Annotated in this window: 25 protein-coding genes; 14 read left to right on the forward strand and 11 right to left on the reverse strand. The window is 66.9% G+C overall.

Going from position 1 to position 26,192, the window contains the following annotated elements; genetic code table 11:
• Positions 1–233: 233 nt before the first annotated feature.
• Positions 234–1,211, reverse strand: coding sequence for a DMT family transporter (locus RRU_RS14995; protein WP_011390655.1), 978 nt, complete (start codon positions 1,209–1,211; stop codon positions 234–236).
• A 188-nt stretch (positions 1,212–1,399) separates the two neighbouring features.
• On the opposite strand from RRU_RS14995, the gene RRU_RS15000 reads away from it, so the two are divergent.
• From RRU_RS15000 to RRU_RS15050, 11 genes are all read left to right on the forward strand, one after another.
• On the forward strand, positions 1,400–1,906 hold the full coding sequence (locus RRU_RS15000; protein ID WP_011390656.1) for an Lrp/AsnC family transcriptional regulator: 507 nt from the start codon (positions 1,400–1,402) through the stop codon (positions 1,904–1,906).
• A 543-nt stretch (positions 1,907–2,449) separates the two neighbouring features.
• Positions 2,450–2,785 carry an STAS domain-containing protein gene (locus RRU_RS15005; protein WP_011390657.1) on the forward strand — a complete coding sequence of 112 codons (336 nt, stop codon included), beginning with the start codon at positions 2,450–2,452 and terminating at the stop codon, positions 2,783–2,785.
• 8 nt (positions 2,786–2,793) lie between these two features.
• Positions 2,794–3,621: an MlaE family ABC transporter permease gene (locus tag RRU_RS15010; RefSeq protein WP_011390658.1), complete on the forward strand. Its 828-nt coding sequence runs from the start codon at positions 2,794–2,796 to the stop codon at positions 3,619–3,621.
• Positions 3,622–3,626: 5 nt separating this feature from the next.
• Entirely contained in the window at positions 3,627–4,460 is an 834-nt protein-coding gene (locus RRU_RS15015; RefSeq protein ID WP_011390659.1) for an ABC transporter ATP-binding protein, read from the forward strand.
• 52 nt (positions 4,461–4,512) lie between these two features.
• The gene (locus tag RRU_RS15020; RefSeq protein WP_011390660.1) at positions 4,513–5,466 is read left to right on the forward strand and encodes an MlaD family protein; all 954 of its coding nucleotides are present in this window, start codon (positions 4,513–4,515) and stop codon (positions 5,464–5,466) included.
• A 47-nt stretch (positions 5,467–5,513) separates the two neighbouring features.
• Positions 5,514–6,125, forward strand: coding sequence for an ABC-type transport auxiliary lipoprotein family protein (locus tag RRU_RS15025; RefSeq protein ID WP_011390661.1), 612 nt, complete (start codon positions 5,514–5,516; stop codon positions 6,123–6,125).
• Between the two features lie 82 nt (positions 6,126–6,207).
• Complete coding sequence (locus tag RRU_RS15030; RefSeq protein WP_011390662.1) at positions 6,208–7,017, forward strand: peptidase; 810 nt, start codon at positions 6,208–6,210, stop codon at positions 7,015–7,017.
• Positions 7,018–7,068: 51 nt separating this feature from the next.
• On the forward strand, positions 7,069–7,752 hold the full coding sequence (locus RRU_RS15035) for a winged helix-turn-helix domain-containing protein (RefSeq protein ID WP_011390663.1): 684 nt from the start codon (positions 7,069–7,071) through the stop codon (positions 7,750–7,752).
• Positions 7,742–9,343, forward strand: coding sequence for a sensor histidine kinase (locus tag RRU_RS15040; protein WP_011390664.1), 1,602 nt, complete (start codon positions 7,742–7,744; stop codon positions 9,341–9,343). Before RRU_RS15035 ends, RRU_RS15040 begins: the two co-directional genes overlap by 11 nt.
• A 92-nt stretch (positions 9,344–9,435) precedes the next feature.
• Entirely contained in the window at positions 9,436–9,813 is a 378-nt protein-coding gene (locus RRU_RS15045) for a hypothetical protein (protein WP_011390665.1), read from the forward strand.
• A gap of 89 nt (positions 9,814–9,902) precedes the next feature.
• Complete coding sequence (locus tag RRU_RS15050; RefSeq protein WP_011390666.1) at positions 9,903–10,628, forward strand: 4'-phosphopantetheinyl transferase family protein; 726 nt, start codon at positions 9,903–9,905, stop codon at positions 10,626–10,628.
• 1 nt (position 10,629) lies between these two features.
• On the opposite strand, the gene RRU_RS15055 is transcribed toward RRU_RS15050, so the two are convergent.
• Entirely contained in the window at positions 10,630–10,884 is a 255-nt protein-coding gene (locus RRU_RS15055) for a DUF2442 domain-containing protein (RefSeq protein ID WP_011390667.1), read from the reverse strand.
• 299 nt (positions 10,885–11,183) lie between these two features.
• Here RRU_RS15055 and RRU_RS15060 point away from each other — a divergent pair, with 299 nt between their 5' ends.
• Complete coding sequence (locus tag RRU_RS15060) at positions 11,184–11,666, forward strand: DUF2321 domain-containing protein (RefSeq protein ID WP_042440478.1); 483 nt, start codon at positions 11,184–11,186, stop codon at positions 11,664–11,666.
• A 156-nt stretch (positions 11,667–11,822) separates the two neighbouring features.
• On the opposite strand, the gene RRU_RS15065 is transcribed toward RRU_RS15060, so the two are convergent.
• From RRU_RS15065 to RRU_RS15080, 4 genes are all read right to left on the reverse strand, one after another.
• Positions 11,823–12,077: a DUF2442 domain-containing protein gene (locus RRU_RS15065; RefSeq protein WP_014626472.1), complete on the reverse strand. Its 255-nt coding sequence runs from the start codon at positions 12,075–12,077 to the stop codon at positions 11,823–11,825.
• Positions 12,078–12,365: 288 nt separating this feature from the next.
• Positions 12,366–14,456, reverse strand: a complete 2,091-nt coding sequence (locus RRU_RS15070) for a tetratricopeptide repeat protein (RefSeq protein WP_011390670.1) — start codon at positions 14,454–14,456, stop codon at positions 12,366–12,368.
• Positions 14,453–15,622, reverse strand: a complete 1,170-nt coding sequence (locus tag RRU_RS15075; protein WP_011390671.1) for a tetratricopeptide repeat protein — start codon at positions 15,620–15,622, stop codon at positions 14,453–14,455. The genes RRU_RS15070 and RRU_RS15075 overlap by 4 nt, the downstream gene beginning before the upstream one ends.
• A gap of 43 nt (positions 15,623–15,665) precedes the next feature.
• Positions 15,666–15,980: a hypothetical protein gene (locus tag RRU_RS15080; RefSeq protein WP_011390672.1), complete on the reverse strand. Its 315-nt coding sequence runs from the start codon at positions 15,978–15,980 to the stop codon at positions 15,666–15,668.
• 219 nt (positions 15,981–16,199) lie between these two features.
• Here RRU_RS15080 and RRU_RS15085 point away from each other — a divergent pair, with 219 nt between their 5' ends.
• Entirely contained in the window at positions 16,200–17,393 is a 1,194-nt protein-coding gene (locus tag RRU_RS15085) for a glycosyltransferase family 4 protein (protein ID WP_011390673.1), read from the forward strand.
• Positions 17,394–17,397: 4 nt separating this feature from the next.
• On the opposite strand, the gene RRU_RS15090 is transcribed toward RRU_RS15085, so the two are convergent.
• From RRU_RS15090 to RRU_RS15110, 5 genes are all read right to left on the reverse strand, one after another.
• Complete coding sequence (locus RRU_RS15090; protein WP_011390674.1) at positions 17,398–18,186, reverse strand: glycosyltransferase family 2 protein; 789 nt, start codon at positions 18,184–18,186, stop codon at positions 17,398–17,400.
• 173 nt (positions 18,187–18,359) lie between these two features.
• Entirely contained in the window at positions 18,360–19,589 is a 1,230-nt protein-coding gene (locus tag RRU_RS15095) for an MFS transporter (RefSeq protein WP_014626474.1), read from the reverse strand.
• A gap of 44 nt (positions 19,590–19,633) precedes the next feature.
• Positions 19,634–21,052 (reverse strand): efflux transporter outer membrane subunit, encoded by a 1,419-nt coding sequence (locus tag RRU_RS15100; protein WP_011390676.1) that lies wholly within the window; start codon positions 21,050–21,052, stop codon positions 19,634–19,636.
• A 170-nt stretch (positions 21,053–21,222) separates the two neighbouring features.
• On the reverse strand, positions 21,223–24,252 hold the full coding sequence (locus RRU_RS15105) for an efflux RND transporter permease subunit (protein WP_011390677.1): 3,030 nt from the start codon (positions 24,250–24,252) through the stop codon (positions 21,223–21,225).
• 2 nt (positions 24,253–24,254) lie between these two features.
• On the reverse strand, positions 24,255–25,298 hold the full coding sequence (locus RRU_RS15110) for an efflux RND transporter periplasmic adaptor subunit (protein ID WP_011390678.1): 1,044 nt from the start codon (positions 25,296–25,298) through the stop codon (positions 24,255–24,257).
• A 135-nt stretch (positions 25,299–25,433) separates the two neighbouring features.
• Here RRU_RS15110 and RRU_RS15115 point away from each other — a divergent pair, with 135 nt between their 5' ends.
• Positions 25,434–26,186: a response regulator gene (locus RRU_RS15115; RefSeq protein WP_011390679.1), complete on the forward strand. Its 753-nt coding sequence runs from the start codon at positions 25,434–25,436 to the stop codon at positions 26,184–26,186.
• The last annotated feature ends 6 nt before the right edge of the window (positions 26,187–26,192 follow it).

The following is a 26,192-nucleotide window of genomic DNA, read 5'->3' on the forward strand; positions in this document are numbered from 1 at the left end:
GTCCATATTGATCGTGGACACCCCGGCCCCGCCTCTGCCTTTGGTATGCGACCGGGGTAATTTTTTATATTTGCATAAAACCAAACGGGGCGAACCCTTCTTGTTTCAAGAAAGATCGCCCAAAAGCAACTTAAGATTGCCTTATTTGAATACCGTTGTCCAAAGAGAAATCGGATCAGGGCATTTAGCCGTATTTTTCCTTGAGAAGCGCCCCTGCGGCCGGCCTCGCCGACTCACCCGCACACTTTCGCTGCCCCACGCCAACGCGACAGCGCCACGCCGCCGATCACCAGGGCGGCGGCGGCCAGATGATAGCGACCCAAGGCTTCGCCCAGCACCATCGCGCCAAGGGCCAGGGCATAGAGCGGGATCAGATACATCGAGGTTCCGGCGACCACCGGACCGACCAGCCCGATCAGCCGGCCATAGGCCAGATAGGCGCCGATACTGGGAACGATCGCCAGGAAAGCCACGCCAAGCACCGCCTCGCGGCTAAGGCTTGGCACGCCCAGCACCAGCCATTCCACGGCGGCGGCCGGCGCCAGGGTCAGCGCGCCGCCGGCGGCGACGCCCCATAGCAAGGCCAGCCCCGACAGCCCGGCGCGCGGCCGGCGGGTCGCCACGGTGTACCCGGCCCAGGCCAGAGCGGCAAGGCCGGCCAGAAGGTCGCCGGGATTGATCTGGAACGCCAGCAGCCGGGCCAGACTGCCCTGGAACGAGGCGGTGGCGATGCCGGCGATCGCCAGCCCCATGCCGGCCAGCGCCGGGGCGCCCAGGCGGGCCCCGCCGGCCAGCCGGTCAAGCAGGGCGACGAGCAACGGCGTCATGGCGAAGACCAGGGCGATGTTGCCCGCCGAGGTGAAATGGGCCGCCCAATACTGCGGACCAACGCTCAGCGCCCCGCCCAGCACCGCCGGCAGCACCAAAGCCCGCCAGCGCCCGGGGGCGGCGCGGCGCTGGCCAAACAGCTCCCGGCGCACAAAGGGCAGCAGCACCAGGGCGGCCAGCGCCCAGCGCGCCGACGCCAGGGTGAAGGGCGGCAGCACGCCCTGCATCATCCGGGCGGCCAGCATATTGCCCGCGAACAACAACGGCGCCCCCAGGAACAGCAGCGTCGCCATCAGCGCCGCGCCCGACACCCGCGTCGGCCCCAGGCCGCCCAAACCGGTCGAGACCGCCGGTCCCGCGAAGTCCATGGTTTTCGCCGCCATCGTCTTTCCCTCCGACCGGGGTCGCCGTGAGCAAAGTCCGAGCGCTCTGGACGGGAACGCGCCGACCGCTTGCTTTACGATCTAGAGAAAGTCTATGCCGATTTTTTGCGGATTTTCTTCCAAACATTGGGGTTCATCCGGCATAATTCAGAAAATCATCCCGTGAAATAATCGTATGGCAGGATCCCATGCCGCAGCCTCACGCCCCGGCCACCCCGCGGTCCCTTGACGCCATCGACCGCAAGATCTTGGCCGAACTGCGCGCCAATGCCCGGCTGACGATGAACGATCTGGCCGAGCGGGTGGGATTGTCGTCCTCGCCCTGCTGGAGCCGGGTCAAGCGGCTGGAGGAAAGCGGGGCGATTCGCGGCTATGTCGCCGTCCTCGACGCCGCCGCCCTCGGATTGGAGATCATCGTCTTCATCGAAGTCACCCTCGACAAACACGACGACAAAGCGCTCGACCGCTTCGGCGACGCCCTGTCGGCGATGCCGGAAGTGCTGGAAAGCTATCTGGTGACCGGGGATTACGACTATCTGGTCAAGCTGGCGGTCGCCAGCACCCATCATTACGAGCAATTCCTGCGCGAAAAGCTCTATCGGATCCAGGGTATCCGCCATACCCGCTCGACCTTCGCCCTGCGCGAACTTAAACGCCTGCTCTCGGTCGACCCGCTGACCCTACCCTACCCTTGAAAGAAAGCCGGCCGTTGTTGCGGCGCAAGGATCGGCCTGCCATCGCAGGTTTATCGTTGCGAAAGCGGATCAAGTCCGTCGGGTATCCACCGCGTGAAGGCGGGGGGGTGAAGGTCCTTTGGCCGGATTTTCCCAAAGAAAGGGTGGAGAGGCGCGGTCGCCCTCTCCACATGATCCGAGGGACGATCAAAGCCCTGGGCCCCGGGGAACGCAGTGGAGGGATACCCCCTATGAGAGATTTGCCGCCCGCAAGGCCGGCCCGAACGCCCTTTGCCCCGCCAAGGGCCGGGGTGGGGCTTATGGCGCGCTCTCGGGCTTGGGGACTTCGCAACGGCGGGGGATGCGTCTATGGTGAGGCCGCGCCCGCTTGACGACCCTCGTCCCGGCGGGCCCGGCCCTCCTTTCATTGATGACCGCACCGACAGCCGCCGCGTCCGCCGGCGGGGGAAGACGGTCTTTTCAAGACGAGCCAAGGACCTCCCCTCCCCCAAGCCACGGCGCCGGGGAGCGCGACGGGGGAAGCCAACAGGGAATACCGCACCAATGAAGCTTACCGTCACCGAACATCCCGCCCGCCCGGCCATTCTCGAGGTCAGCGGCGCCGTGGATCTGCGCAGCTCGCCCCGGCTGCGCGAGGCCCTGCTGCGCGCGCTCGACAGCGGGCGCGGGCTGGTCGTCGATCTGCACAAGGTCGGCTCGATCGACAGCTCGGGGGTTTCCAGCCTGCTCGAAGCGCTGATCAAGGCCCGGGATACCGGCCTTGACTTCACTCTGACCCGGGTTTCCGCCGATGCCATGCGGGTGATCACCCTGGGCCGCCTTGATCAGGTCTTCCCCATCCGCGCCAGCGTCGACGACGCCCTGGCCGCCGCCGGCTGAGACCGGCCTTGGACAGCCCCAAGACAAAACCCGGCCTGTCCCAGGCCCTGCTCAAGGCCGTGGAACGCCTGGGCCAGGGGGTCATCGCCGGGGTGGCCGAGATCGGTCAGGCGTCGCTTCTTGGCGCCGAAAGCCTTTATTGGCTGGTAGTCGGGCGGTTTCGCGGTCAGCCGGTGCGCCTGGGCGCCATTGTCGAGCAGGCCATGGAGATGGGCATCCGCGCCCTGCCGATCGTGCTGGTGATGAATTTCACCATCGGCATGATGCTGGCGATCCAGGGAATCTACAGCCTGCGCATGTTCGGGGCCGAGCAGCAGGTGGTGCTGGGCGTGGCCTTTTCCGTGGTCCGCGAATTCGCGCCCCTGATCACCGGCATTCTGGTCGCCGGCCGTTCGGGATCGGCGATCGCCGCCCGCCTGGGCACCATGACCATCAATCAGGAGATCGACGCCCTGACGGTGATGGGCATCGTGCCCGTCCGCTATTTGGTGGCCCCGCCGTTGATCGCCGCCCTGGTGATGGTGCCGCTGATGACCTTTCTCGGCATGCTGGTCGCCCTGCTTGGCGCCTCGCTGACCGTGCGCATCGACCTTGGCATGTCGCTTTCGGCCTTTTTTCATCAAACGCTTGATATCCTGCGCCTGATCGATCTGACCCATGGCCTGGGCAAAAGCGCCTTGTTCGCCTTGCAAATCGTGCTGGTCGGCGTGGTCAACGGCGTATCGGTCAGCGGCGGAGCCGAGGGCGTGGGCAAGATGACCACCCGGTCGGTCGTCCAGGCGATCAGCGCGATCATCGTCACCGACATGGTCTTCGCCTTCATCCTGACCCGGTAGGACCCATGGCCCAGATCCCCCCTCCCGCCCTCCCCACCCCGGCGCCGGACCTTCCGGCGATCGAGGTGCGCGATCTCGTCACCTATTACGGCAAGCGCAAGATCCTTGATGGCGTGACGCTCAGCGTGCGGACGGGCGAGGTGCTGGTGATCATGGGCGGCTCGGGATCGGGCAAAACCACCTTGCTCAAGCATTTGCTTGGCCTGCTGCGCCCGGCGGCCGGCCAAGTCCGCATGCTTGGCCATGACATCAACGCCATCTCGGCCCGCCAGCTCAACGCCCTGCGCCAGCGCATCGGCGTCGCCTTTCAAAGCGGGGCGTTGTTCTCGTCGCTCAGCGTCGGCGAAAACATCATGCTGCCCCTGCGCGAGCATACGGATCTGGCCGAAAGCACCATGCGCATCATGGCGCGCATGAAGCTCGAGGTCGTCGATCTCGCCGGCGCCGAGGATCTGATGCCCGCCGAGCTGTCGGGCGGCATGATCAAGCGCGCCGCCTTCGCCCGCGCCATCGTCATGGATCCGCGCATCCTGTTTTGCGATGAACCCTCCGCCGGCCTCGATCCCGTCACCTCGGCCTCCATCGACGACTTGATCGCCCATCTGCGCGACGCCACCGGCATGACCGTGATCGTCGTCACCCATGAACTGGAAAGCGCCTTCAAGATCGCCGATCGCATCTGCGTGCTTGATCACGGCAGGATCTTGGAGATCGACACCGTCGAGGCGATCCGCCGCAGCGCCAATCCGCGCATTCAGGACCTGCTCGGCCGGCGCACCGAACGTCCGGCCACGGATCCCGATGATTACCTGCGCCGTTTAACCGAAGGCGGCCGATGACCCGCACCCCGCCCGCTCCCCTTCAAGCCTGGGAAATCCCCGGAGAGTCCCGATGACCAGCAGTCGCGTCAATTCCCTCATCGTCGGCGGTTTCGTGCTGATCTTGCTGGGCGGCATCATCGCCGCGGCGACGATTCTGGCGGGCAAGACCGGTTCGACGGATACCTATTTCACCTCCTATGACAACGTCACCGGCATCAAATACGGCACCCAGGTGCTCTATGAGGGCTATCGCATCGGTCAGGTCGACGAGATCATCCCCGAACAGCGCGCCGAGGGCACCTCGTTCCGCCTGCGTCTGGCGGTGCAAAAGGGCTGGCGCATTCCCGAGGGCAGCCAGACCACCATCGCCACTTCCGGCCTGCTGTCGGCGGTGGCCATCAACATCCGGGGCGGCACCGCAGAAGCGAGCCTGACGCCGGGATCGGAGATTCCGGGCGGCGCTTCGGGCGGCATGTTCGCCGCCATCAACGACCTAGCCTCCGAGGTTGGCACCTTGTCGCGTGACGGGCTCGAACCCTTGGTCGCCAAGCTCAACGCCTATGTCGATACCCTGGGCGGCAGTCTGGCCGATAATCTGCCCGCCATCCTGGGCAATGCCCGCATCACCAGCGAAGCCATCGCCCGCGATCTGCCGCCGATCATCGCCCGCGTCGACCGCTTCACCGCCCGCCTGGATGCCGAGGTCCTGTCGCAAAAAAACATCGACGGCCTCGGCGCCTCGATCGGCAATATCAGCGCCTTTTCCGCCGAGTTGAACGGCCTGGGCCGCGAGCTGCGCCAGACCGGCCAGACCCTGGACGGCATGGTCGCCGGCTCGGCGCCGCTGGTGGATTCGTCGTTGCGCGATCTTCGCTATACGCTTCGCGCCCTGGCGTCGAGCATCGATGCCATTACGTTTAATATGGAGGGGGCCAGCCGCGACATGAAGGAGTTCAGCCGATCGCTCCGGCAGAACCCCGGCGTGCTGCTGCGCGGCAGCGCTCCCGCCGAGGACGGCCGCTAACCGCGCACCGTCCTCTCCGCCCACGCCCGCTTCCCAAGGAGACGTCCATGATCCTCTCGCGCATATCCCGGCCGCTGGCCGCCCTGTTCGCCGCCGGCGTGCTGCTGGCCGGTTGCACGGCCGCCCCCCCGGCGCCCACCGACACCTTCTATCGCCTGGATGCGGCCGAAGGGGTGATGCCGGTGCTCGGCCAGCCGCAGCCGCGCGTCGTCGAGGTCACCCGCTTCCTGGCCGCGGGCGTGCTGGCCGACCGTCCCGTCGCCCATACCTCGACCGGTCGGGTGCTTGAACAATACGCCTATGACTTCTGGATCGAGACGCCGCCGGTTCTTCTTCAGCAGCAGTTGGTCGAATACCTGCGCGCCGCCAATGTCTTCACCCAGGTGGTCACCCCGGAATTGCGGGCGCGGACCGATCTGACGATCCGCGGCCGCATCTTGCGCTTCGAGCATCTTCTGCCGCCCAGCGGCGCCGCCGGCGTCGCCGTCAGCATCGAGTTGTCGCTGATCGATACCGCCACCGACGACGTCAAGCTGCTTGGCACCTATGTCGAGACGGTTCCGGCCGACAACACCTCGGTGCTGGCCGCCACCTCGGCGATGCGCGAGGCGGTGGCGCGGATCTACGCCCGCTTTGTCGCCGATATTACCAAGACGTAACCGCCGCGCCACCGGCCGGTCAGGGCGGGGGGGCTAGTCTTCCTTCCATTGGATGACTTCCCCCCTGCAAAGGACACCGCCGATGACCCGTCGCATGATGCTTCTTCTCCCGCTCACCGCCGGCCTGCTTGCCGCCCCCGCCCTGGCCTTCGCTTTCGGGCCGGGCGGCGACGGATGCGGCCCCATGGGCCCCGACCGCATGGGTGGCCCGATGGGCGGGCGCGGCGCCCCCATCGCCCAGATGCGCGAGGCGGCGAACGCCGCCACCCTCGGTTTGGCAGAAGCCGTGCAAAAGGCCCGCTCCACCGCCCCCGGCACCGTCACCCTGGCCCGGCTGTCGCCCTTCGCCGTCGCCGCCCCGGGCGCCGATCGCCCCAGCAGCTTCGCCGATCCGGCCCTGAAGCCGACCTATTTGGTCAGCGTGATCGAGGGTGACACCCGGCGCATCGTCGCCGTTGACGCCGCCACCGGTCAGGCCGCCGTGGTTGGCAGCGCCTCGGGCATCCTCGCCTATCGCGGCGGCTTCTCCGGCCACCCCGGCATGGGCGGCCCCCGTCATGCCCGCACCCCGGTCGATCTGAGCGGCGCCAAGGTCACCGCCGATCAGGCGATCACCACCGCCGTCGAAAAGATGGGCTCGGGCAAGGCGATGATGGTCAAGGGCATCCGCCGTGGCGATGACAGCGCCTGGGTGGTGGCCGTCGCGCCGAGCGCCGCCGATGGCGCGGCGACGATGGTCTTCATCGACCCCGATAGCGGCTCCGTGCTAAGCACGCGTCAGATGCCCAACAAGATGGGCAGGCCCGGCAATCCGGGATCGATCCCCCCGGCGGACGGCGCCGACACCCTGCCTGACGCCGACGACGACACCCCCGACGCGTCCCCGCGTTGATCTAAGACCCAACGCGTCCTCGCGTTGATAACGGAAAGGGAGGGCGGCCCGATGCGCATCCTGGTGATCGAGGATGACAAGGAGGTGGCCGCCCACCTTCTCAAAGGCCTGCGCGAGGCCGGCCATGTCGCCGACAGCGTGGCCGATGGCCGCGACGGCCTGTTCCAGGCCGCCGGGGAAGCCTATGACCTGCTGATCGTCGATCGCATGCTGCCCAATGTCGACGGTCTGACCATCGTCCGCACCCTGCGGGCTTCGGGCAAAACGGTGCCGGTGCTGATCCTCTCGGCGCTCGGCGAGGTCGACGACCGGGTCAAGGGGCTGCGGGCGGGGGGCGATGACTATCTGGTCAAGCCCTTCGCCTTCGCCGAGCTTCTGGCCCGCATCGACGCCCTGACCCGGCGCACGGCGGGAAGCGACGCCGAACAGACGCGGTTGCGGGCGGGCGAGGTGGAGATGGACCTGCTGGCCCGCCGGGTCACCCGTGGCTCGCGCACCATCGATCTTCAGCCCCGCGAATTCCGCCTGCTTGAATACCTGATGCGCCATGCCGATCAGGTGGTCACCCGCACCATGCTTTTGGAAAACGTCTGGGATTATCACTTCGACCCGCAGACCAACGTCGTTGACGTTCATATCAGCCGCCTGCGCCGCAAGATGGACGAGGGCTTCGCCCAGCCCTTCCTGGAAACCGTGCGGGGGGCGGGCTACGTCTTGCGCACCAATGGCTCTTAAGCTTCCCCGCCGGCTGCTGCCGCGCAGCACCACCTTACGCATCGCGCTTAGTTTCCTCGTGTTGTTTGGCGGAGCCTCGGGCCTGCTGATGGCCGGGGTCTATTGGACGACCTCGCGCTTCCTGATGTTTCAGGTCGATGGGGTGATCGGCGACGATATCGCCCTGCTGACCAATGCCGCCCGCGAACGTGGCCACCGCTTGCTGGCCGCCATGCTGGTCACCCGCGCCCGTCAGGCCGGCGAGGCCCAGGCGGTTTACCTGCTTGCCGATCAGGACGGCGAACCGCTGGCGGGCAATCTGGCCACTTGGCCCGAGGGGCTAGAGGCGACCGGCTGGACCATCCTGCCCGCCACCGCGCTCACCGTCGTTCCCGTCACCGATACCCTGCCGCCGCCGCCAAGGCGCCCCGACCGCCCCGAGGACTCCGAGCGCCGCCAGCGTCACCGCGAGGCCTGGGACGATTGGCGCCCGCCCTTGCCCGACAGCCTGCCGCCCCCCCCGCCCCGCCTGTTCGCCGATCGCGGCGGCCGTGATCCCGCCGATCCCGATGTCCGGCCGCGACCCTGGCGGCGGGGCGATGTGCGGGTGGCCGCCCTGACCCTGCCCAGCGGCATGCGCCTGTTGATTGGCCGCGATCTTGGGCCGATCCAGGCCCTGCGCCACCGCATGGCCGGGGCCATGCGCCTGGGGCTGGGCGGCATGGTGGTGCTGGGTCTGGCCGGCGGTCTGGTGATGAGCCGGCGCTTCAGCCGACGGCTGGAGGCGGTCAACCGCACCAGCCGCGAGATCATCGGCGGCGATCTGTCGCGGCGGGTTCCGCAAGGCCGGGGCCTGGACGGCGACGACTTCGACCAATTGGCGGTCAATCTCAACGCCATGCTCGGGCGCATCGAAACCCTGATGGAGGGGGTGCGCCATGTCTCCGACACCATCGCCCATGATCTGCGTACCCCGCTGTCGCGGCTGCGCAACCGGCTGGAGCGCCTGCAGGCCGATGCCCAATGCACCGACCGCGACGAATTGGCCGCCGCCCTGGCCGAGGTCGATAGCCTGCTCGCCACCTTCCACGCCCTGTTGCGCATCGCCCAGGTGGAAACAGGCGGCCGGCGCATGGCCTTTTCGCCCGTCGATCTGCTGGCCCTGCTCATCGATGTCGCCGAACTTTACGACGCGGTGGCCGACGAAAGAACCGTAACCCTTGATCTCGACCTCGCCTTGGCGCCGGGCGCGCGTTTGCTGGTCGATGGCGACCGCGACCTGCTGTTCCAGGCCTTCGCCAATCTGCTCGACAACGCCGTCAAATACTCACCCGAGGGCGGCCGGGTCAGCCTCGCCCTGATCCGCGGCGAGACCCGGGTGACGATCAGCCTGCGCGATCAGGGACCAGGGATCCCCGCAGCCGACCGCCAGCGCGTTTTCGAACGCTTCGCCCGCCTTGATACCGCCCGCACCACCCCGGGCAACGGCCTGGGTCTGACCATGGTCGGCGCGGTGATCGAAGCCCATGACGGCACCATCGCCCTGGAAGACGCGCCGGGCGGCGGATTGCTGGTCCGCGTCGTCTTGCCGCTGCGCCGGGGTCCGGGCTGATCCGGACGGCCCCCTCCCCCTGGCGCGACCGGTCGCGCCGCTCCATAATGGGACGCCCCGCCGTTCGCCCGCTGTTGTAAGGAAGATCGATCATGACCCGAGCCATTCTCGCCGCCGGCGCCGCCCTCGTCCTTGCCGCCTGCGCCGACGGATCGGCGACGCCCCCGGCCCAGCCCGGCCTTCAGCCGCCGATCCAGGCGCGGGCCTCCGATATCCTGGGCCTGGAAGCCATGGTCGCCGACACCCTGCCCGGCATCGTCGAAAGCCTGGGCATTCCCCCGACCGAGATCGAAAAAACCCATGTGACCCCCGATGTGGTGACCACCTTTGATATCATCGTCGGCGCCGATACCTGGGTCTGGCTCAAGGGACGGCCCGGGACGCTGGTGGTCTCCCAAGACGCCTCGGGCTATGTGCGCCAGATCTACACCACCGATGGCCTGACCCTGCCCGGCGTGCGGGCATTCTGAGCGATCAGCCCCCCCTTCCGCCGGCGACCCTGCTGTGGGTCGCCGCCCCCGGAGCCGAGCCGCAAGCCGAAATCGACGCCCTGGCCGTCTTGCTTGACGCGGGCGAGCGGGCGAGGCTCGCGCGCTTTCACCATGCCCACGACCGCTGGTCCTATGCCGCCGCCCATGGCCTGTGCCGGGTGATGCTGTCGCGGGCCGCCGGCCTGCCACCGCGCGACTGGCGCTTTGTCGCCACGGCCCATGGCCGGCCGATGGTCGACCCGGCCAGCGGTCCGCCGCTGGCCTTTTCCTTGAGCCATACCCGGGGCATGGCCGCCTGCGGGGTGATGACGCGCTCCAGGGACGACATCACCGCCGCCATCGGTGGCGTTCCCAAGACGGGTGCCGCCATCGGGGTTGATGTCGAAAGCCTGGACCGCGCGCCCGATTCGTTGGGCTTGGCCCGGCGCTTTTTCCATCCCCACGAGGCCGCCGCCCTGGCCGAACGCCCCCCCGGAGAGCGAGACGCCGCCTTCATCGGCCTGTGGACGCTCAAAGAGGCGATGGTCAAGGCCCTGGGTAGCGGGCTGCAACAGGGGCTGACCAGCTTCCGCGTGAACAGCGATCCCCCCAGCCTTATCGAGGCCGCCCCGGTCTTCGGCCCGATCGCGGCGTGGCGCCTGGGCCGCTGGACGCTTGCCCCCGGCCACAGCTTGGCCCTCGCCCTGCGCGACCCTACCCCGTCGCCCCTCCCCCCCGCCCCGTCGCCCCTCCCCAAAGCCGAAAGACTGAGCGTGACCGAGATCCTGAGGGCGGCGGAGGAGGCGAACGCCTAACTCAAAGCGCGTTCACCAAACGGCCCCGTTTCGTCTGATCCCCCCGCCCCGCGAGAAGACCGGCGATCGAGATGTCCTCATCAATCGCCTCCCAATGGATCCCCCACGAACCGATCTCGAAACCCTGGCGTTGTTCGGGTGTCGCCTCCAGCAGGCGGGGAAACCAGGAAAGGGGAATACCCAGGGTCCGACCGTCGGAAAGATCCACCCACATGCGGTCTTCATGGAACGTGACGGACTTAGCCGAAATATCCATTCCAGGCCTCCTTGATCTTTCCGTTACCTCCTTGTGATCACGCCATCATAGCAAGCAGACGCGGGTTGGGATGAATTGATAACGGCCCTGTTTTCTAGGGTGGTTTGCTTGATCCCCGTCCCCTTTTGGTGGATGGGCGCCAAGGCCGCATATGAGTGGGGTCAGCGGTAACTGCGTTATGGCGGTTTTTTCCAACTCTTGAATACCCCTTAGACTTGGTTCACGAGCGTCCTAGAGGTTGCTAGATTGGCATGTCTCATTGAGCTATGGTTCAGCAATCAATTTCTGGGGTCGATGCGATGGGCTATTATTTGACGGCACAAGTCTGCGGCAATGGACACCATACAACATCGAGCGTCGAGCATTCTCCGAACTTGATGGCGAATTTCTGTGATAAATGCGGCTCGGAAACCATGACGAAATGCCCCTCTTGTTCTACGAAGATCAGGGGCAAGTATTACGTTGATGACTTTGCAATCATTGGCCAAAATTACACAGCACCCAGCTTTTGCCACGCGTGCGGCAAAGCTTTCCCTTGGACGACGACTAAGATCGAAGCTGCCAAGGAAATGGTCGAAGAAATTGATGAACTTTCCCCGGACGAACGGGAGAAGCTGAAAGGCGCCATTGACGACATCGTGATCGAGGGGGCGCGAACTGAGTTAGGCGCGAATCGCTTCAAGAAATTGTTGACGAAGATGGGTAGTGCCAGCGCCTCAGCTATGCGGGATATCGTTGTCGATGTTATCAGCGAGACAGCGAAGAAGATCATCTTCCCGTAACGACCCGCCTCCATGGTGGCTTGGAGCATGCCCATTCATTCCTCTGCCCAGAGATCTGAAGAGACGCTCTCAGAGACAAAAACGAGTGCCGGTAATGTCATTAGGGTTGTGATGTCACCGAGATCCTGAGGGCGGCGGAGGACGCGAACACCTAACTCAAAGCGCGTTCACCAAGCGGCCCCGTTTCGTCTGATCCCCCAGCCCAGCGAGAAGGCCGGCGATCAAGATGTCTTCATCAATCGCTTCCCAATGGATCTCCCACGAACCGATCTCGAAACCCTGGCGTTGTTCAGGTGTCGCCTTCAGCAGGCGGGGAAACCAGGAAAGGGGAATACCCAGGGTCCGACCATCGGAAAGGTCCAGCCACATGCGGTTTTCATGGAACGTGACGGACTTAGCCAAAATATCCATTCCAGGCCTCCTTGATCCTTCCGTTAACGCCCTATTGTCTCGCGATCGTACCAAGTCAAACGCGCGTTCAAACGGAGTGATGACAAGCCACCCGACATAAAACAACGGCCCGGCTCCCTGGGGGGAGACCGGGCCGCTCGGGGCACGTTGGGAAGAAGCACACCGCTCAGGAAGCAACCCCCATGCCAGAAAAAAAGCGATGTGTTTGCATGCCTTTCGCCTAAAAGCCCCCCGGCGCCGATGCATCCCGCCTCTCAAAACGCGGAGTTTTGTGCAAAATGGCATGACTTAAGCTTTCGGCCGCGCCTCGGCCGAGGGCGGGCCGTCGGCCAGGAAGCTGACCAGGGCTGACAGGCCGCGCGGGTCGCCAAACAGGCGGGGGGCGGCGGCGCACAGGCGCTCGGCGGCGGCGCGGCGTTTGGCGCGGTCGCGGCCGAAGGCCAGGGCTTGGCGGACATAGGCCTCGGCGGTGCGCACCACGGCTTCGTCCAGGCCAAAGGCGGCGCACCAGAAGGCGGCCCGGCGGTCGCGCATCAGGGCGCCCTGCCAAGCCACCACCGGGGTGCCCAGGGCCAGGGCATCGCGGGCGGTACCGTCGCCGCCCCAGTGGGGGGCGTCAAGCACCACGTCCACCGCCTTCAGGGCGGCCAGATAAATCCCCCGCCGCGTCCGCCGCAGCCACAAGATCCGCTCAGCCGCCACCCCGGCCAGGGCCATACGGGCTTCAAGCAAGCCGGCAAGGGCGGGTTCGTCGGGGCGGAACAGGCAGAGCCGGCCGCGCCGGTCCCCCTCGAGGATCGCCGCGGCCAGCCGATCGAAGGCCGGCGGCAAGCGGTGGAGCGGCTGGGCGCACAGGTAAAGCGTTTCGTCCCCGGGCAGGGCCAGACGGTCGCGATCGGCGGCCTCGGCAACGGGGGGAAGGGCCGGCATGATCGGATGGGGCAAGCGGAACAGGGCCTCGCGGTAATGGGCGCGGGCCCCGGCCGGCTCCATGCCGGCGCTGCTGACGAACCAGTCGATCGAGGCCAGCCCGCTGGTCGCCGGATGACCGCCCAAAGCCACCTGCAGCGGGGCGAAACGGCCATGGGCCAGGGCGGTGGCCCGCGCGCCGGCCCCCACTTCGGCATGGACCAGTCCATCAAGCTCAAGGGCGTCCAGCGCCTCCTGGGCCTTGAACAGATCGGTGGGCAAAGCGGCCCCCCGGCCGGCGGGCGGAGCCTTGGCCTCCGCCCCGTCCAGGGTGAGGGCGATCGCCTCGACATCGGCGCGGGCGGCCAAGCCTTCCAGCAGGGCGGCGGCGATGCCTTCGCCCGCCGGGGCACCCGCCGGAGCCAGCACGCCGATGCGCCGTCGCCCCCGGTGCGGCGCTTTGCCGATATGGCGGGCGGTATGGCCGAGCACCGGACAAAGCCCCCGCACGGTATCGGCGATGTCGGCCATCAAAAGCCGGTCGTCGATGCCATGGGCGGCGAGCAGCGGATGGGCGATCCCGGCGAACAGCGCATTGGGATCGGGCACGAAGGCCCGGCGCTCGCGCAAGGTTTCCAAGCCGGTCACCAGCCTTTGGCGGGCTTCGGCGATGTCGGCGGTCGATGCGGGGACCAGCGGCATGGTCGAGGCCAGGGCCAGGGCGACGGCGGGAAAATCACCGGCATTGGCCCCATAGGTGCGCGCCGCGCCGCGCCAGTTACCCTGGCGGGCCAGGGCATCGGCCAGATTGATCCGCGCCGTCCAGGCCTCTTGCCCCTCGGCCAGGGCGAGCGCGGTGCGCAGCGTGGCGATCGCCTCCTCCGTCCGCCCCAAAGCAAGCAGGGCGGTTCCGCGATCGATCAAGCCGCCGGCCGAGGGGTCGTCCTCCTCCAGGGCCAAGCGGCGGTCGGCGGCCTCCAGGGCCCCCTCGGCATCGCCCAGACCGACCAGCAAAGGCGCCAGGGCGGCCAGGATCTCGGGGCTATCGGGTTGCTGGCGCAGCAGGCTGGCCGCGCCCGGCCCGTCGCCGGCGGCCAGCCTGCTTTCGGCCAGGGCCAGGGCGGCGGCGGGAAAGGCCGGGCGCAGGGCCAAGGCGGTTTCCAGGGCGCGCCCCATCGCCTCCGCCTCGCCCGCCGCCCGCAAGATCAGCGCCAGCGAGCGCCAGAGATCGGCGTCATCGGGGGTCAGCGCCAGGGCGCCATCGACCCGGGCGCGGGCCAGCGCGCCCTTGCCGGCGGCCAGGGCGGCCAGGGCCGACAGATGCAGGGCCTCGGCATGGCGCGGCTCCTCGGCCAGAACGGCGTCATAAAGGGCCAGGGCCTCGGCCGGGCGCCCCAGGCCGTGGAGGCGAAGCGCCTCGTCCAGCCGCACGGGGACCGACATCGCCGACTCGACGGAATGGGTCATCATCGTCTTCCCTTGCGGGCAAGGCGCGACGCCAGCCGTCGCGCCGCCTCGGCGACCACCCCGGGCCAGTCCCCCGCCTCTTTTTGGCGGAGCAGCCGCAGGGTCGGATACCAGGGCGTGGTTTCCCCGGACAATCCCCAGCGCCAATCGGGCACCCGGGGCAGCAGCACCCAGGCCGGGCGGCCCAGGGCCCCGGCCAGATGGGCAAAGACCGTATCGACGGTGATCACCAGATCCAGGGCGCCCATCATCGCCGCCGTTCCCAAAAAGGCGTCGCGGCGCCAATCGGCGTCGGGCTCGGGGCAGAGGATCGCCGGACCGGCTTCCGCCGGGGTGGCATCGGGGTGAAGGGCGATCAGCCGCACGCCGGGCAAAGCCGCCAGCGGGCCGAACAGCGCCGGGGAAAACGAGCGCTCGCGGTCAAGCCCATGGGTCGGACTGCCCCGCCACGCCACGCCGATGCGCATGTCCCGGGGAGCGATCGCCGCCAGCCGCGCCGCCCAGGCGTCAACCCGGCGGCCCTCGGCGCCCAGATAAGGCACCCGGTGGCCTTCTTCGCCCAATTCCAGCAGGCCGGGCAGATCCATCAGGGCCAGGGCGCGGGCCCCGGGCGGCGGCGGGGCGCCCAGCGGGATCAGCCGGTCGATCCCCGGCGCGCCGGCGAGCAAGGCGCCCAAAGCCGGCTGGCAGGCCAGCACCACCTTGAGCCCGCGCGCGGCGGCATCGGGACAATAGCGCACGAAGTGAAGGGCATCGCCCAGGCCCTGTTCGGTATGAAGCAGCAAGGGCCCGGGGCCATCGGCCGCGCCGTCCCAGGGCGGAAGCGCGTCATAGGGCGGGGTCAGCCCGAAGGCCCGCCAGCGCGCCCGATAATCCTCAAAGCCGCCACGCCGATCCCCGGCCAGCAGGCGGGCGAGGCCGCGGTTATAGCGGGCATCGGCATCAGAGGGGGTTTGGGCCAGCGCCCGGTCGAATAAATCAATGGCCTGGGCCGGCTCGCCCAGGCGCAGGGCGATGGCGCCCAGATTGGTCAACAGATCAACGCGTCCGGGCGCGGCGGCCAGGGCGGCGGCGAAAGCCTCGCGGGCTTCGTCAAGCCGGCCGTCTTCGGCCAGCCGCCGGCCCCGGGCGGCCAGATCCTCGACCTCCGCGCCGACCGCCCGCCCCATGCCATCCCCCTTTGCCGAGGTGTTTTTCGCCTCCGCCGGCCTTTTAGGCGATCGGCAGATCCTTCGACGGCTTCTCGCCGGTCACGAGGTGGCGGGCGGCATCCAGGATATCGGAATAGGACGCGCCGTTGACATCGGTGTTCTCGGCCAGCCAAGCCTCGGCATCGGCCAGATCGATGGGGTATTTCTTCACAAGGGCGGCGACCACCGCCTTGGTTCCCAAAACATGGGCCGCCAGACCATCAAGCATGTTGAGCAGATTGTTCACCTGTTCGGTGGACAGATCGCCCATGCGCTCCACGTCCTCGGAAAGTTTGGTCAGCAGAACCTGGATCTGGTTGAGCATCAGCTCGGACATGAAGGAAACTCCTTTCTGGATTTCTGGGTCTGGCCTATGGATTCGGCGGCACTCGGGCGGCCGAACCGCAAAGAGCGCCAAGGGGTGGATGGTTCGGCCCATCGTCGCCCGGATGAAGAATACCGGCCGCCCCCCTGGCTGTCATGCGCGAACACCTTGCGACAGGACGGTTATTAAAGACTGAACGGGCATCAACGAAGCACCAGGAAGGGGCGTTCGATGAAGATCGGCATCGGCTGGCAGGTGGGGGTTCCCAGTGGTTGGGGAACCTATGGGCTTAATCTGTGCCTGGCTTTGGCCCGCCAGGGGCACCGGCCGGTGCCCTTATCGCTGGCCCAGGACCTGTGCCTTGACGGGCTGACGGCGCGCACCCTGGCCGTGGCCTTGCGCGATCACGCCATGGCCGAGAAATTGCTCAGCCTGCATGGCGGTCTGGATCTGCCCCATATGGTGCTGCATGGTCTGGGCGACCACCTGAGCTTCAGCAGCTTCGCCGACCGCGTCCACGGATCGCCCGAGGTCGGGGTCGCCTTTTTCGAATCCGCCCTGATCCCCTCCGACAACCTCGCCCGCGCCCGCGACACGGCGCTGATCGTCAGCGGGTCGAGCTGGAACCAGATGGTGCTCGAGGCCCATGGCCTGACCAACGCCCGCTTCTGTCCCCAGGGCATCGATCCCAGCCTGTTCCATCCCGCCCCGCGCGCCGGTCTTCTCGCCCCGGGCGCCTTCGTGGTTTTTTCGGGCGGAAAGCTGGAATACCGCAAGGGCCAGGACATCGTGCTCGCCGCCTTCGCCCGCTTCCACGCCCGCCATCCCGAGGCCCTGCTGGTCACCGCGTGGCACAACCTGTGGCCCGAAAGCCTGGAAACCCTGCGCGAGTCCGCCCTGGTTTCCAGCCTGCCCGAGATCGATGGCCAGGGCCGCTTGAAGATCAAGGCCTGGGCCGCCGCCCATGGCCTGCCGGCCGAAGCGGTGATCGACCTCGGCCCGCTGACCAACGCCCAGGCCCCCCGCTTGATGCGCGAAGCCGATCTGGCGGTCTTTGCCAACCGCTGCGAGGGCGGCACCAATCTGGTGGCGATGGAAGCGATGGCCTGCGGCGTTCCGGTGGCGCTGTCGGCCAATACCGGCCACCTCGATCTGATCGCCGGCAGCCGCCAGCTCGGCGAGCCGGTCTGCTGGGAGATGCGCGGCCAGAGCGCGATCGCCGAGCTATCGGGCGATCTCGGCCGCACCGGCTGGGGGGAAACCAGCGTCGAGGAGGTGACCGAGACCATGGAGGCCGCCTATCGCGACCGCGACGAAAACCGCCGCCGGGGAAGCGCCGGCGCCCGCTTCATGGCCGGCTGGTCGTGGGACACCCAGGTCGCCCGGCTGGTCGACCTGCTCGCCGAGGTCGAAGGGCGAGCTTAGGCGTTTAGGCCTCCGCGTCTTCCAGGCCAAGCCGGGCCAAGCGCTCGGCGTGGCGGGCGCGGATCAAGGGCAGCACGGCGCTTTGGGCGGGGGTCAGCGACTCGGGGCCCTCGCCCGGTGGGGCGGAGAATTTGGCGCGCTGGCCATCAAAAGCGCCGCCGGGGCGCAGGGTATGGCGCACGGTTTGCGCCTCGATGCCGCGCGCCGGAAAGGCCCGCATCAGCAGATCGCAATAAAACACGTCCTCGCAGCGCAGAACGCACAGCTCGGGATCCTCCATGAAGCCGCCGATCGCCTCGTGGCAGCGCTTCCACAGCGCCGTGTTGAAAACCACGCTGACGATCAAGGCTTGGCGCCATTCCTCGGTCAGGGGAAAGTCGACGGCGATGCCGGTCTTGACCAGCCCGGCCTCGGGATGGCGGAGCAGTTCCTGAAGGCAGGCCAGAACATGGGGCGGCAAAAAGCCGTCATCGGCATCAAGGTAAAACAAGATCTCGCCCTTGGCCGCCCGCGCCCCGGCATTGCGCGCCGGACCGGCGCCGCCGTTGCGCCGGCGGGCGATCACGGTGATCCGCGGGTCTTCGGCCGCCAAGCGCCGGGCGAGGGCCAGGGTGGCGTCGGTTGACGCGTCATCGACCAGGATGATCTCGAAGGCGCCGGCCGGCGCGGCGGCCAGATGGGCCGCGCAGTGGGCAATGCTGGCCCGCACGCTGTCGACGGCCTGTTCAAGCACCGCCTCGGCATTGAAGGCGGGGATGATGACGCTGGCGAGGGTCGGCGACGCGTCGTCCATGGTAAAACCTCCCGAGCGGCAAGCGGAAAAAGGAGCGCCGGCGTTCCGCGCGTCCCTGTATTTGGACCAAATCCGCCAAAGTCCTCCTCGCCGAATCCTATCACGTCCCGCAGCCGAATGAAGAAGCCGACGTGGCCGCTGTGTGTGGAAAGGCCGCCCCCAGGATCCGCCCGTCAGCGCGGCGGCGTGTCCTCCAGCGTCATCAGGGCGGGCGATAGGAATCCCAGGGCGGTCACGATCGCCGCGAAGGCCCCGGTCATGACGAACAGGGCGCGCACGTCGACCTGGGCGCTCAACAGCGCGGTGATGACCAGCCCCACGGGGGCGGCGAGGCTCAGCATCGTGTTGAGCAGGGATTGCGTCCGCCCCAGCAGATGGTTGGGAACGACCATCTGCAGCAGCGTCATGCAGGGAGCCGCGCTCAGCGAGTAGGTCAAACCGCTGAGGACCCACCACAGGACGGCGACGCCGAACAAGCCGGCGGGCGCCAAACCGGTCAAGGCCAGCGTCAGACACGACAGGGACATGCCCCACAACACCCAGGGAACCTGCCGCCGCGGCGCGAACGCCGTCACGATCATGCCGCCAGCGATCATGCCAAACCCCGATAGTCCCTCCATCAGCGCCACCTCGCCGGCTCCGCCGCCGAAATGCTCCTTCACCAGCAAGGGAACCAGCATGAGCGATGGCATGACGGCCAACAAGCCGACGGCGAGCAGCAAAAACAGGTGCCTCAGGCCCCGCGACCGCCGTACCAGACCGATCCCGTCACGAAACTCCCGCCAGACGCCGGTCCGCTCCCCGGCGGGAATTTGGTTTTGGGGGATCCGGAAGATCAGCAACGGGACGATGCCGAACAGGGCGGTGACGACATCGATGCTGAGGGCCCACCCCAGCGGCAGCACGCTCATCGCCAGCGCGCCAAGGGGAGCGGCGACCACCTGCGTCATGCTTTGCAGGGTTTGTTGCAGGCCGCCGACCCGGGAAAGGAACGAGCGCGGCACCAGCATTCCCAGGGAGGCGACCGCCGCCGGCTCCTGAAGCGCCTGCATGGCCCCACGGATCGCCATCATCAGATAGACATGCCACATCTCCACCCGCTCCGTCAGGAACAGGGCGATCAACACGACCATGCACAGCGCGCTGACGATGTCCGTCAAGGCCATCAAAACCCGCCGGCTGTAACGGTCGGCAAGAACCCCTCCCAGCGGGCTGAAGAGGGCATGGGGCAGCAGGGCGGCAAGGCCCGCCACCGACAGCGCCGCGACACTGCCCGTCGTATCGGCGATCCACCACATCAGGACGAACTGGGTCAGCGACGAGCCGCAGAGCGAGAGGACCTGCCCGCCGAAAATCGTCCAGAAGCGCAGCCGCCATCGCCCCTCGCCGGGATCGGACATCATGATCACAGAGTCCTTTTCCAAAGGCGCGGGCGCTTGGTCCGCATTCATTGGACCGGCCCGCCCATTCCCGGCGCTCGGACGTCGGTCGATCCGCCGCCCAAGGCCTTGTAGAGGGCCACGGCGTTGGCGATTTCCTCGCGGCGCAAGCTTAGCAGGGTCTGTTGACCGGCTTGAAGCTGGCGTTGGGCATCAAGCAAGGCCAGCCGGCCCTCCAGCCCGGCGCGATAGCGCGCCTCGGCCAAGGCGACGGCGCGCGCCGTCCCCGCGACGCTTCGGCTCTGCGCCTCGATCTGTCTGTCGAGCGTGGCGCTTCCGGCAAGACCATCGGCGACTTCGCGAAAGGCGGTCTGGATCGCCTTTTCGTAGTGGGCGACCGCCTCTTTTTCCCGGGCCTTCGCCAAATCCAATTCGGCATCAAGCCGCCCACCGTCAAAAATCGGCAAAACCAGACGGGGGGAGACGTTCCAGGCGTTGTGCGAAGACTGAAACAGCGCCCCCAGGGTCGGCGAGGCGAAGCCGAAGGCGGCGGTAAGCGAGAGTCGGGGGAAGAACGCGGCCCGGGCGGCGCCGACATCGGCGTTGGCGGCGGCGAGAGTCCGCTCCGCTTGGCGGATGTCGGGCCGGTTCAACAAAAGATCGGACGGAAGACCGGCGGGCAGCCGTGTCGTCACCGGTTGCTCGTCCAGGCGCAAAGCGGCGGGCAGATCGGCGGGAAGATCGGTTCCGACGACGAGGCGAAGGGCGTTGCCGGCCTGGGAAACGGCCCGTTCCCGCGACCGGAGATCGGCCTCGGCCAAAGCCACCTGAGCCTCGGCCTGGACCATATCCCCCTCGCCGCTCTGCCCACTGCGCCGGAGATCGCGCGCCAGTTCCAGGGATTGACGCCAATCGGCCAAGGTCCGTTCGGCGAGGGCGCGTTGTTCAACGGCCAGCCGCTCGGCGAAATAGGCGTCGGCAACCGCCCCGACCAAGGTGAGGCGCGCCGCCCGGTAGCCCTCGCCGCTGGCGAGATAGCGCTCCAGGGCGGCGGCGGAAAGGGCGCGGACGCGACCGAACAAGTCGATCTCGAAGGCGTTCAAGCCCAAGGTCATCCCATGCTGATCGGCGACCGTCGCCGATCTGCCCCCGGAACCGGGGGTCCGTTCGCGGCTGTAGGAGGCCTGGGTGTCGACGCCGGGCAAGGTATCCGCGTCTTGAACGCCATATTGCGACCGGGCCTCCTCGACATTGAGAAGGGCCAGCCGCAGGTCGCGGTTGTTCTCCAGGGCCAGATCGACGATCCGCAGCAAGCGGGGGTCGCGGACCAGCCCGGCAAGGGGCAATCCGGCCACGCCCGCGCCCTCGGCCACCCCATCGCTCTGAGGGAAGACCGGCGGAACCGGCGGTTTGGGCGTCTCCAACGGCGGAATGAGGGAGCAGGCCGACAGGGTCAGGATCAGCACGGACAAACTAGGAAGGCGCATTGACTTGGTCCTTGAGCCAGAAACAGGCCCGATACAAGAAGCTGTCCTCACCGGGGGAGGATCGGGGCGCGCTGGGATCGACAGCACGGGGACGGGGACGGGCGGCGCGAAGCCGAGACCGGCGTTTGGGCCGGGACGGTCGAACCGCCGGCGGCATGGTCCTGAACGGGTCATGCCAAACGCCGGAGTTTGGGCAGAAGCCAGTCCTCGAAATCGCGCACGCAGTCGAACAAGACGGGGACGAAAACCAAGCTGAGAGCGGTGGACGAGATCAGGCCGCCGATCACCGCGACCGCCATGGGGGCGCGGAACGCCGTATCCAGGCCGATGCCCAGGACGATCGGCACCATCCCGGCGAGCATGGCCAGGGAGGTCATGATGATCGGCCGCGCCCGCACAGCGCAGGATTCGATGATCGCCTCGCGACGCGGAACCCCCTGGCGGATGCGTTCCACCATATAGTCGACAAGAAGGATCGAATTCTTGTCGGCGATGCCCATCAGCATCAGGATGCCGATCGCCGCGGGCATGTTGAGGTCGGTGTTGGTCAGCACCAGGGCCAGGAAGGCGCCACCGATGGACAGGGGCAGGGCCGCCATGCGGGTGAACGGCTGAATCCAGTCTTTATAAAGCAAGACCTGAATCGCATAGACCATCATCAGTCCCGCGCCGATCGCCGTCAGGAAACGGGAGAACAAGTCGGTCATTTCCTCGACATCGCCGGTGTTTAGAGCTTCGATCCCCTTGGGCAGCGCCTTCATCGACGGCAGATCCGAGATCAACTGCAAGGCGTCGCCCAACGAGAGGTCGACCAAATTCGCCTCGACGGCGATCTTACGGCGGCGATCGTAACGCTCGATGCTCGCCGGACCGGAACCGAAGCGGATTTCAGCCAGGGCGGAAAGCGGCACGGAGCCCCCCTCCGAGGTTGGAATGCGCAATTCCCCGATGGTGTCGAGCGTCGTCGTCGGACCGGAGGCCAGTCGCACGCGAATGGCAAACTGGCGACCGTCGTGGTTGAGCTTGGCGAGGTTGGTGTCGATATCGCCGATGGTGGCGATGTTCACCGCGTCGCTCAACGCCTGGACGGTGACGCCAAGCTGGGCGGCCTTGGCGAAATCGGGAAGGATGACGATCTCGGGCTGTTCGGAGGGCGCGGTGCTTCCCACGGCGATAAGGCCGGCGATGCCCCGCATGTCGCGTTCGATCGCCCGCGCCGCCGCGTCCAAGGCCGCCGCGTTCTCGCCCGTTAAGGCGATGCTGATATCCTTCGATCCGCCGGAATTAGCGAATTTGATACGAACGTCGGGCAGGTCCGTCAATTCGGACAGAACCTGACTTTCGAAGCCGCGCTGGCTGACGTTGCGGGCCTTCAGCGGCAGCAGTTTGATCTCAACGGTCGCCGTGTTCACCCCCGTCTCCCCGCCCGCGCTGGTCAGCACATACATCACCTCGGGATGTTTTTTCAGGATGTCGACGACACGCAGAGCGACCGCGTCCGTTTGCTCCAGCGTCGCCCCTCGCGGAAGTTCGATCGTCATGCTCGATTGCGCATAATCCTCATAGGGCAGATAGCCGGTTGAAAGATAAGGGACGAGACCGAACGACAAGACCACGCTGAGGGCCGCGATGCCCAAGGTCTTGCCCCGGTTGTCCAGCGTCCAGACGACCAGATGGCGATAGCGAAGGCCCCAAAGGCCCGGCTTGTCGTCGCGGTGGGCGGGCGCTTTCAGACCATAGGCGGCGATCATCGGCGTCAGCAGGCGGGCGACCATCAAAGAGAAGAAGGCGGCGACCGACACGGTCACGCCGAATTGAATGAAGAATTTGCCGGCGGCGCCGCCCATGAAACTGACGGGCATGAAGACGGCGCAGATCACCGCCGTCGTCGCCACGACCGCCAGACCGATCTCGTCGGCGGCGATCATGGCCGCGTCATAGGGGCCCTTCGCTTGCGCCATATGGCGATGAATGTTCTCGATCTCGACGATCGCATCGTCGACAAGCACGCCGGTGACGAGGGAGATCGCCATCAGACTGACGAAGTTCAAAGAGAACCCGAGGAAATAGAGGACAAGAAACGTCGGAATGATCGACAGCGGAATTGTCAGCGCCGCCAGCGCCGTCGCCCGTCTATCGCGCAGGAAAAGGAAAACGGTCAGAATCGTCAGGATCGCCCCTTCGAAAAAAACGTATAACGTCGATTGGTAGCTCGTCTGCGTGAAATCAACGAGAGAGAAGATCTCTTTGTAGGTGACGAAGGGGTCGGCGGCTTGACTGTCCTCCAGCGCCCGTTTGACGCTCTCGCCGACGGTGATCTCGCTTGCTCCCTTGGCGCGGAAAACGGCGAACGTGACGACGGGCTTACCGTCGAGCCGGGTGATCGAACGCGCCTCGGCGCCACCGTCGGTCACTTCGGCGATGTCGCCCAGACGCACGCCCCGTCCCGAGCCGAGACCGATCCAAATGTCCCGCAAAGCCGAGGCCGATTGCGCGCCGCCAAGCGTCCGCAAGCTGTATTCCCTCTCCCCCTCGATCAGCCTGCCCCCCGGAAGATCGATGGTGGTCAGGGCGAGTTGGCGGCTGATCTCGGCGGCGGTGACGCTGAAGGCGGCGAGTTTGGCCGGATCAAGCGTGACGGTGATCTCGTGGACGACTCCGCCTTGGCGGCGGACCGAGGCCACGCCCGGAACCGCCAGCAGGTTCCGGCTCACGGTGTCGTCGATGAACCACGCGAGGTCCTCCGCCCGCATTTCCGGAGCCTCGACGCTGAAGGCGAGCAGCGCCCCACCGTCAATCTCCACCCGTTGCACCTGGGGTTCCAGGATCGATCGCGGCAGTTGGTCGCGAATATTGGTGATGGCATCCCGCGTGTCGCTCATCGCCCGGTCGAAGTCGGTTTCCAGGTGGAATTCGACGGTCGAGAGGGAGGTCCCCTCCGAGATTGTCGAGGTGATGTGTTTCACCCCGCGCAGCCCCGCCAAGGCCCCTTCGACACGCCGGGTGATCTGGGACTCGATTTCCGTCGGCGACGCGCCGGGTTGGCTGATGGTGACGCTGACGACCGGCACGATGACGCTGGGCATGCTGGTGACGGGAAGCTTCGTAAAGGCGATCAGCCCGGCGATGGTAAGGGCGAGGAACAGCACGATGGGGGGAATGGGATTGCGGATCGCCCAGGTGGATATCGGCATGGACATGATCAGCGCGCCTCCAGCGTCTTCACGATGTCACCGGCACGCACGAGCCCTCCCGCCCTGGCGACGACGCGCAGGTCGGGGGAAACGTCGCCGACCAAGGTCAGGCCATCGCGTTCGAGAAGCGGCGTCACCGCCAAGCGGGCGACACCGCCGTCCCCTTTCACCGTCCACATGAAGGCGCCTTCGCTATCGCGCTGAATGGCCGTGGTGGGAACGGCCAGGCCCGTGACCTCGCCCAGGTCGATGTCGGCATGGACGAAAGCGCCAACCATCAAGGCTTGGCCGGTGAGGACCGAAACGCGAACCGAGGCGGAGCGGTCGGAGGCGTCGATCCGTGGCGCCACCAGCCGCACCGTGCCGGTCAGCGGGGCCTTCAGCCCCGGCAGCGAGAGCCTGACGGCTTGCCCCACCGATACCCGGCCCGCCACCCCCTCTGGAACGCGCAGATCCGCTTCGATCTCGCCCTTCCCGGCAATGCGGAAAAGCGGATCGCCCTGGCTCGACAAACCGCCGACGACGGCGCGGCGCTCATAGACCGTTCCGCTGGCCGGAGCCGTGATAACGGTGCGCCTCACCGCCAGCTTCGCCTCCTGCAGCTTGGCCGTCATCGTGTCGAGCGCGGTCTTCTTCTCGATGCGCAGGCTCTTGCTGACGGCGCCGCTCTCCTTGATCGAGTCGACCCGAACGAATTCGTCCCGCGCCTTGGTGTACTCCGCCTCCATCTGCGCGACCTGCAAGAGCAGGCTTTCGGTGTCGAGAACGGCCAGTTTTTGGCCCTTTTGAACCTGATCGCCGACCTCGGCGGCCAAACTCAGGATGCGCGCGTTGGAGACCTCGGCCATCACGACGATTTCCTCGCGCGGGACCAGGGTTCCCGTGGTCCCGACCCGCTCGACGACCGTCTCCTCGCGGGGGGCCGTCACCGTGACGCTCAGGATCTCGCTCGCTGGCTTGGCCGGAGGCGGCGTCTCGCTATGAAGGAACGATGATCCCGCATAGGCCGCCACGCTCAACAAGGCGGCGCTGATCAAAAATCTCTTGTTCATGATTGCGTTCGTACTCAACAGGGGGATGACGCGGCCCGGTCGCGATGACGGATGCCCGACCCTGGTGTGGACGAAATCGGTTGCGTTTCGATCGACGGTGTGTGGAGGTATGATGGAGAGGGAAAAGAAAGCGGGATGGATATGATGGACGAGCCCGGTCTCGGCGCGGCGGAGACCACACCGCCCGACAGGGACGCGCTGATCCTGGTCGTCGAAGACGAACCCGATATCGCCGACATCCTGAGGGCCTATCTCGAACGCGCCGGAATGCGCGTCGTAAGCGCGCGGGACGGGCGGCGAGCCTTGGACCTTCACGCCTCGCTCAATCCCGATTTGCTGCTGCTCGATGTGCAGATGCCGGTGATGGACGGATGGCGGGTGCTCTCCGAGCTACGCCACCGCGGCGACACGCCGGTCATCATGCTGACGGCGCTCGATCAGGACATCGATAAACTGATGGGCTTGCGCATCGGCGCCGATGATTACGTGGTGAAACCGTTCAATCCGGCGGAAGTCGTCGCCCGGGTCCGCGCCGTGCTGCGTCGCATGGGCGGAGACGGCGGAGAGCGGGCGCGGCGCGTGCTGCGTTTCGGCACGCTGAGGATCGATCTCGACGGGCACGAAGCCATGGTCGAGGACGACGGCGGGCGGTGTCTGGCCATCGATCTCACGCTGACCGAATTTCGCCTTCTGGTTCACTTGGCCCGGACTCCCAAACGGGTCTTCAGCCGGATGGAGCTTCTGGGCGCCTGCCTGCCCGAGGGCGAGGCCCTGGAGCGCACCGTTGACAGTCATCTGAGCAAGTTGCGCAAGAAACTCGAAGCCTTCGGCGTGATGGGCGTCCCCACCAATGTTCGCGGCGTCGGCTATCGCTTCGGAGGGGGATGAGGTCGA

This window comes from Rhodospirillum rubrum ATCC 11170 (assembly GCF_000013085.1).
GTDB lineage: Bacteria > Pseudomonadota > Alphaproteobacteria > Rhodospirillales > Rhodospirillaceae > Rhodospirillum > Rhodospirillum rubrum.

Coding starts and splice junctions, on each gene's coding strand:
- RRU_RS15030 (WP_011390662.1), top strand. CDS start 6,208: ATGACCCGTCGCATGATGCTTCTTCTCCCGCTCACCGCCGGCCTGCTT.
- RRU_RS15085 (WP_011390673.1), top strand. CDS start 16,200: ATGAAGATCGGCATCGGCTGGCAGGTGGGGGTTCCCAGTGGTTGGGGA.
- RRU_RS15040 (WP_011390664.1), top strand. CDS start 7,742: ATGGCTCTTAAGCTTCCCCGCCGGCTGCTGCCGCGCAGCACCACCTTA.
- RRU_RS15080 (WP_011390672.1), bottom strand. CDS start 15,980: ATGTCCGAGCTGATGCTCAACCAGATCCAGGTTCTGCTGACCAAACTT.
- RRU_RS15105 (WP_011390677.1), bottom strand. CDS start 24,252: ATGTCCATGCCGATATCCACCTGGGCGATCCGCAATCCCATTCCCCCC.
- RRU_RS15070 (WP_011390670.1), bottom strand. CDS start 14,456: ATGATGACCCATTCCGTCGAGTCGGCGATGTCGGTCCCCGTGCGGCTG.
- RRU_RS15095 (WP_014626474.1), bottom strand. CDS start 19,589: ATGATGTCCGATCCCGGCGAGGGGCGATGGCGGCTGCGCTTCTGGACG.
- RRU_RS15025 (WP_011390661.1), top strand. CDS start 5,514: ATGATCCTCTCGCGCATATCCCGGCCGCTGGCCGCCCTGTTCGCCGCC.
- RRU_RS15055 (WP_011390667.1), bottom strand. CDS start 10,884: ATGGATATTTCGGCTAAGTCCGTCACGTTCCATGAAGACCGCATGTGG.
- RRU_RS15005 (WP_011390657.1), top strand. CDS start 2,450: ATGAAGCTTACCGTCACCGAACATCCCGCCCGCCCGGCCATTCTCGAG.
- RRU_RS14995 (WP_011390655.1), bottom strand. CDS start 1,211: ATGGCGGCGAAAACCATGGACTTCGCGGGACCGGCGGTCTCGACCGGT.
- RRU_RS15090 (WP_011390674.1), bottom strand. CDS start 18,186: ATGGACGACGCGTCGCCGACCCTCGCCAGCGTCATCATCCCCGCCTTC.
- RRU_RS15020 (WP_011390660.1), top strand. CDS start 4,513: ATGACCAGCAGTCGCGTCAATTCCCTCATCGTCGGCGGTTTCGTGCTG.
- RRU_RS15045 (WP_011390665.1), top strand. CDS start 9,436: ATGACCCGAGCCATTCTCGCCGCCGGCGCCGCCCTCGTCCTTGCCGCC.
- RRU_RS15035 (WP_011390663.1), top strand. CDS start 7,069: ATGCGCATCCTGGTGATCGAGGATGACAAGGAGGTGGCCGCCCACCTT.
- RRU_RS15110 (WP_011390678.1), bottom strand. CDS start 25,298: ATGAACAAGAGATTTTTGATCAGCGCCGCCTTGTTGAGCGTGGCGGCC.
- RRU_RS15065 (WP_014626472.1), bottom strand. CDS start 12,077: ATGGATATTTTGGCTAAGTCCGTCACGTTCCATGAAAACCGCATGTGG.
- RRU_RS15115 (WP_011390679.1), top strand. CDS start 25,434: ATGGATATGATGGACGAGCCCGGTCTCGGCGCGGCGGAGACCACACCG.
- RRU_RS15100 (WP_011390676.1), bottom strand. CDS start 21,052: ATGCGCCTTCCTAGTTTGTCCGTGCTGATCCTGACCCTGTCGGCCTGC.
- RRU_RS15015 (WP_011390659.1), top strand. CDS start 3,627: ATGGCCCAGATCCCCCCTCCCGCCCTCCCCACCCCGGCGCCGGACCTT.
- RRU_RS15060 (WP_042440478.1), top strand. CDS start 11,184: ATGGGCTATTATTTGACGGCACAAGTCTGCGGCAATGGACACCATACA.
- RRU_RS15075 (WP_011390671.1), bottom strand. CDS start 15,622: ATGGGGCGGGCGGTCGGCGCGGAGGTCGAGGATCTGGCCGCCCGGGGC.
- RRU_RS15000 (WP_011390656.1), top strand. CDS start 1,400: ATGCCGCAGCCTCACGCCCCGGCCACCCCGCGGTCCCTTGACGCCATC.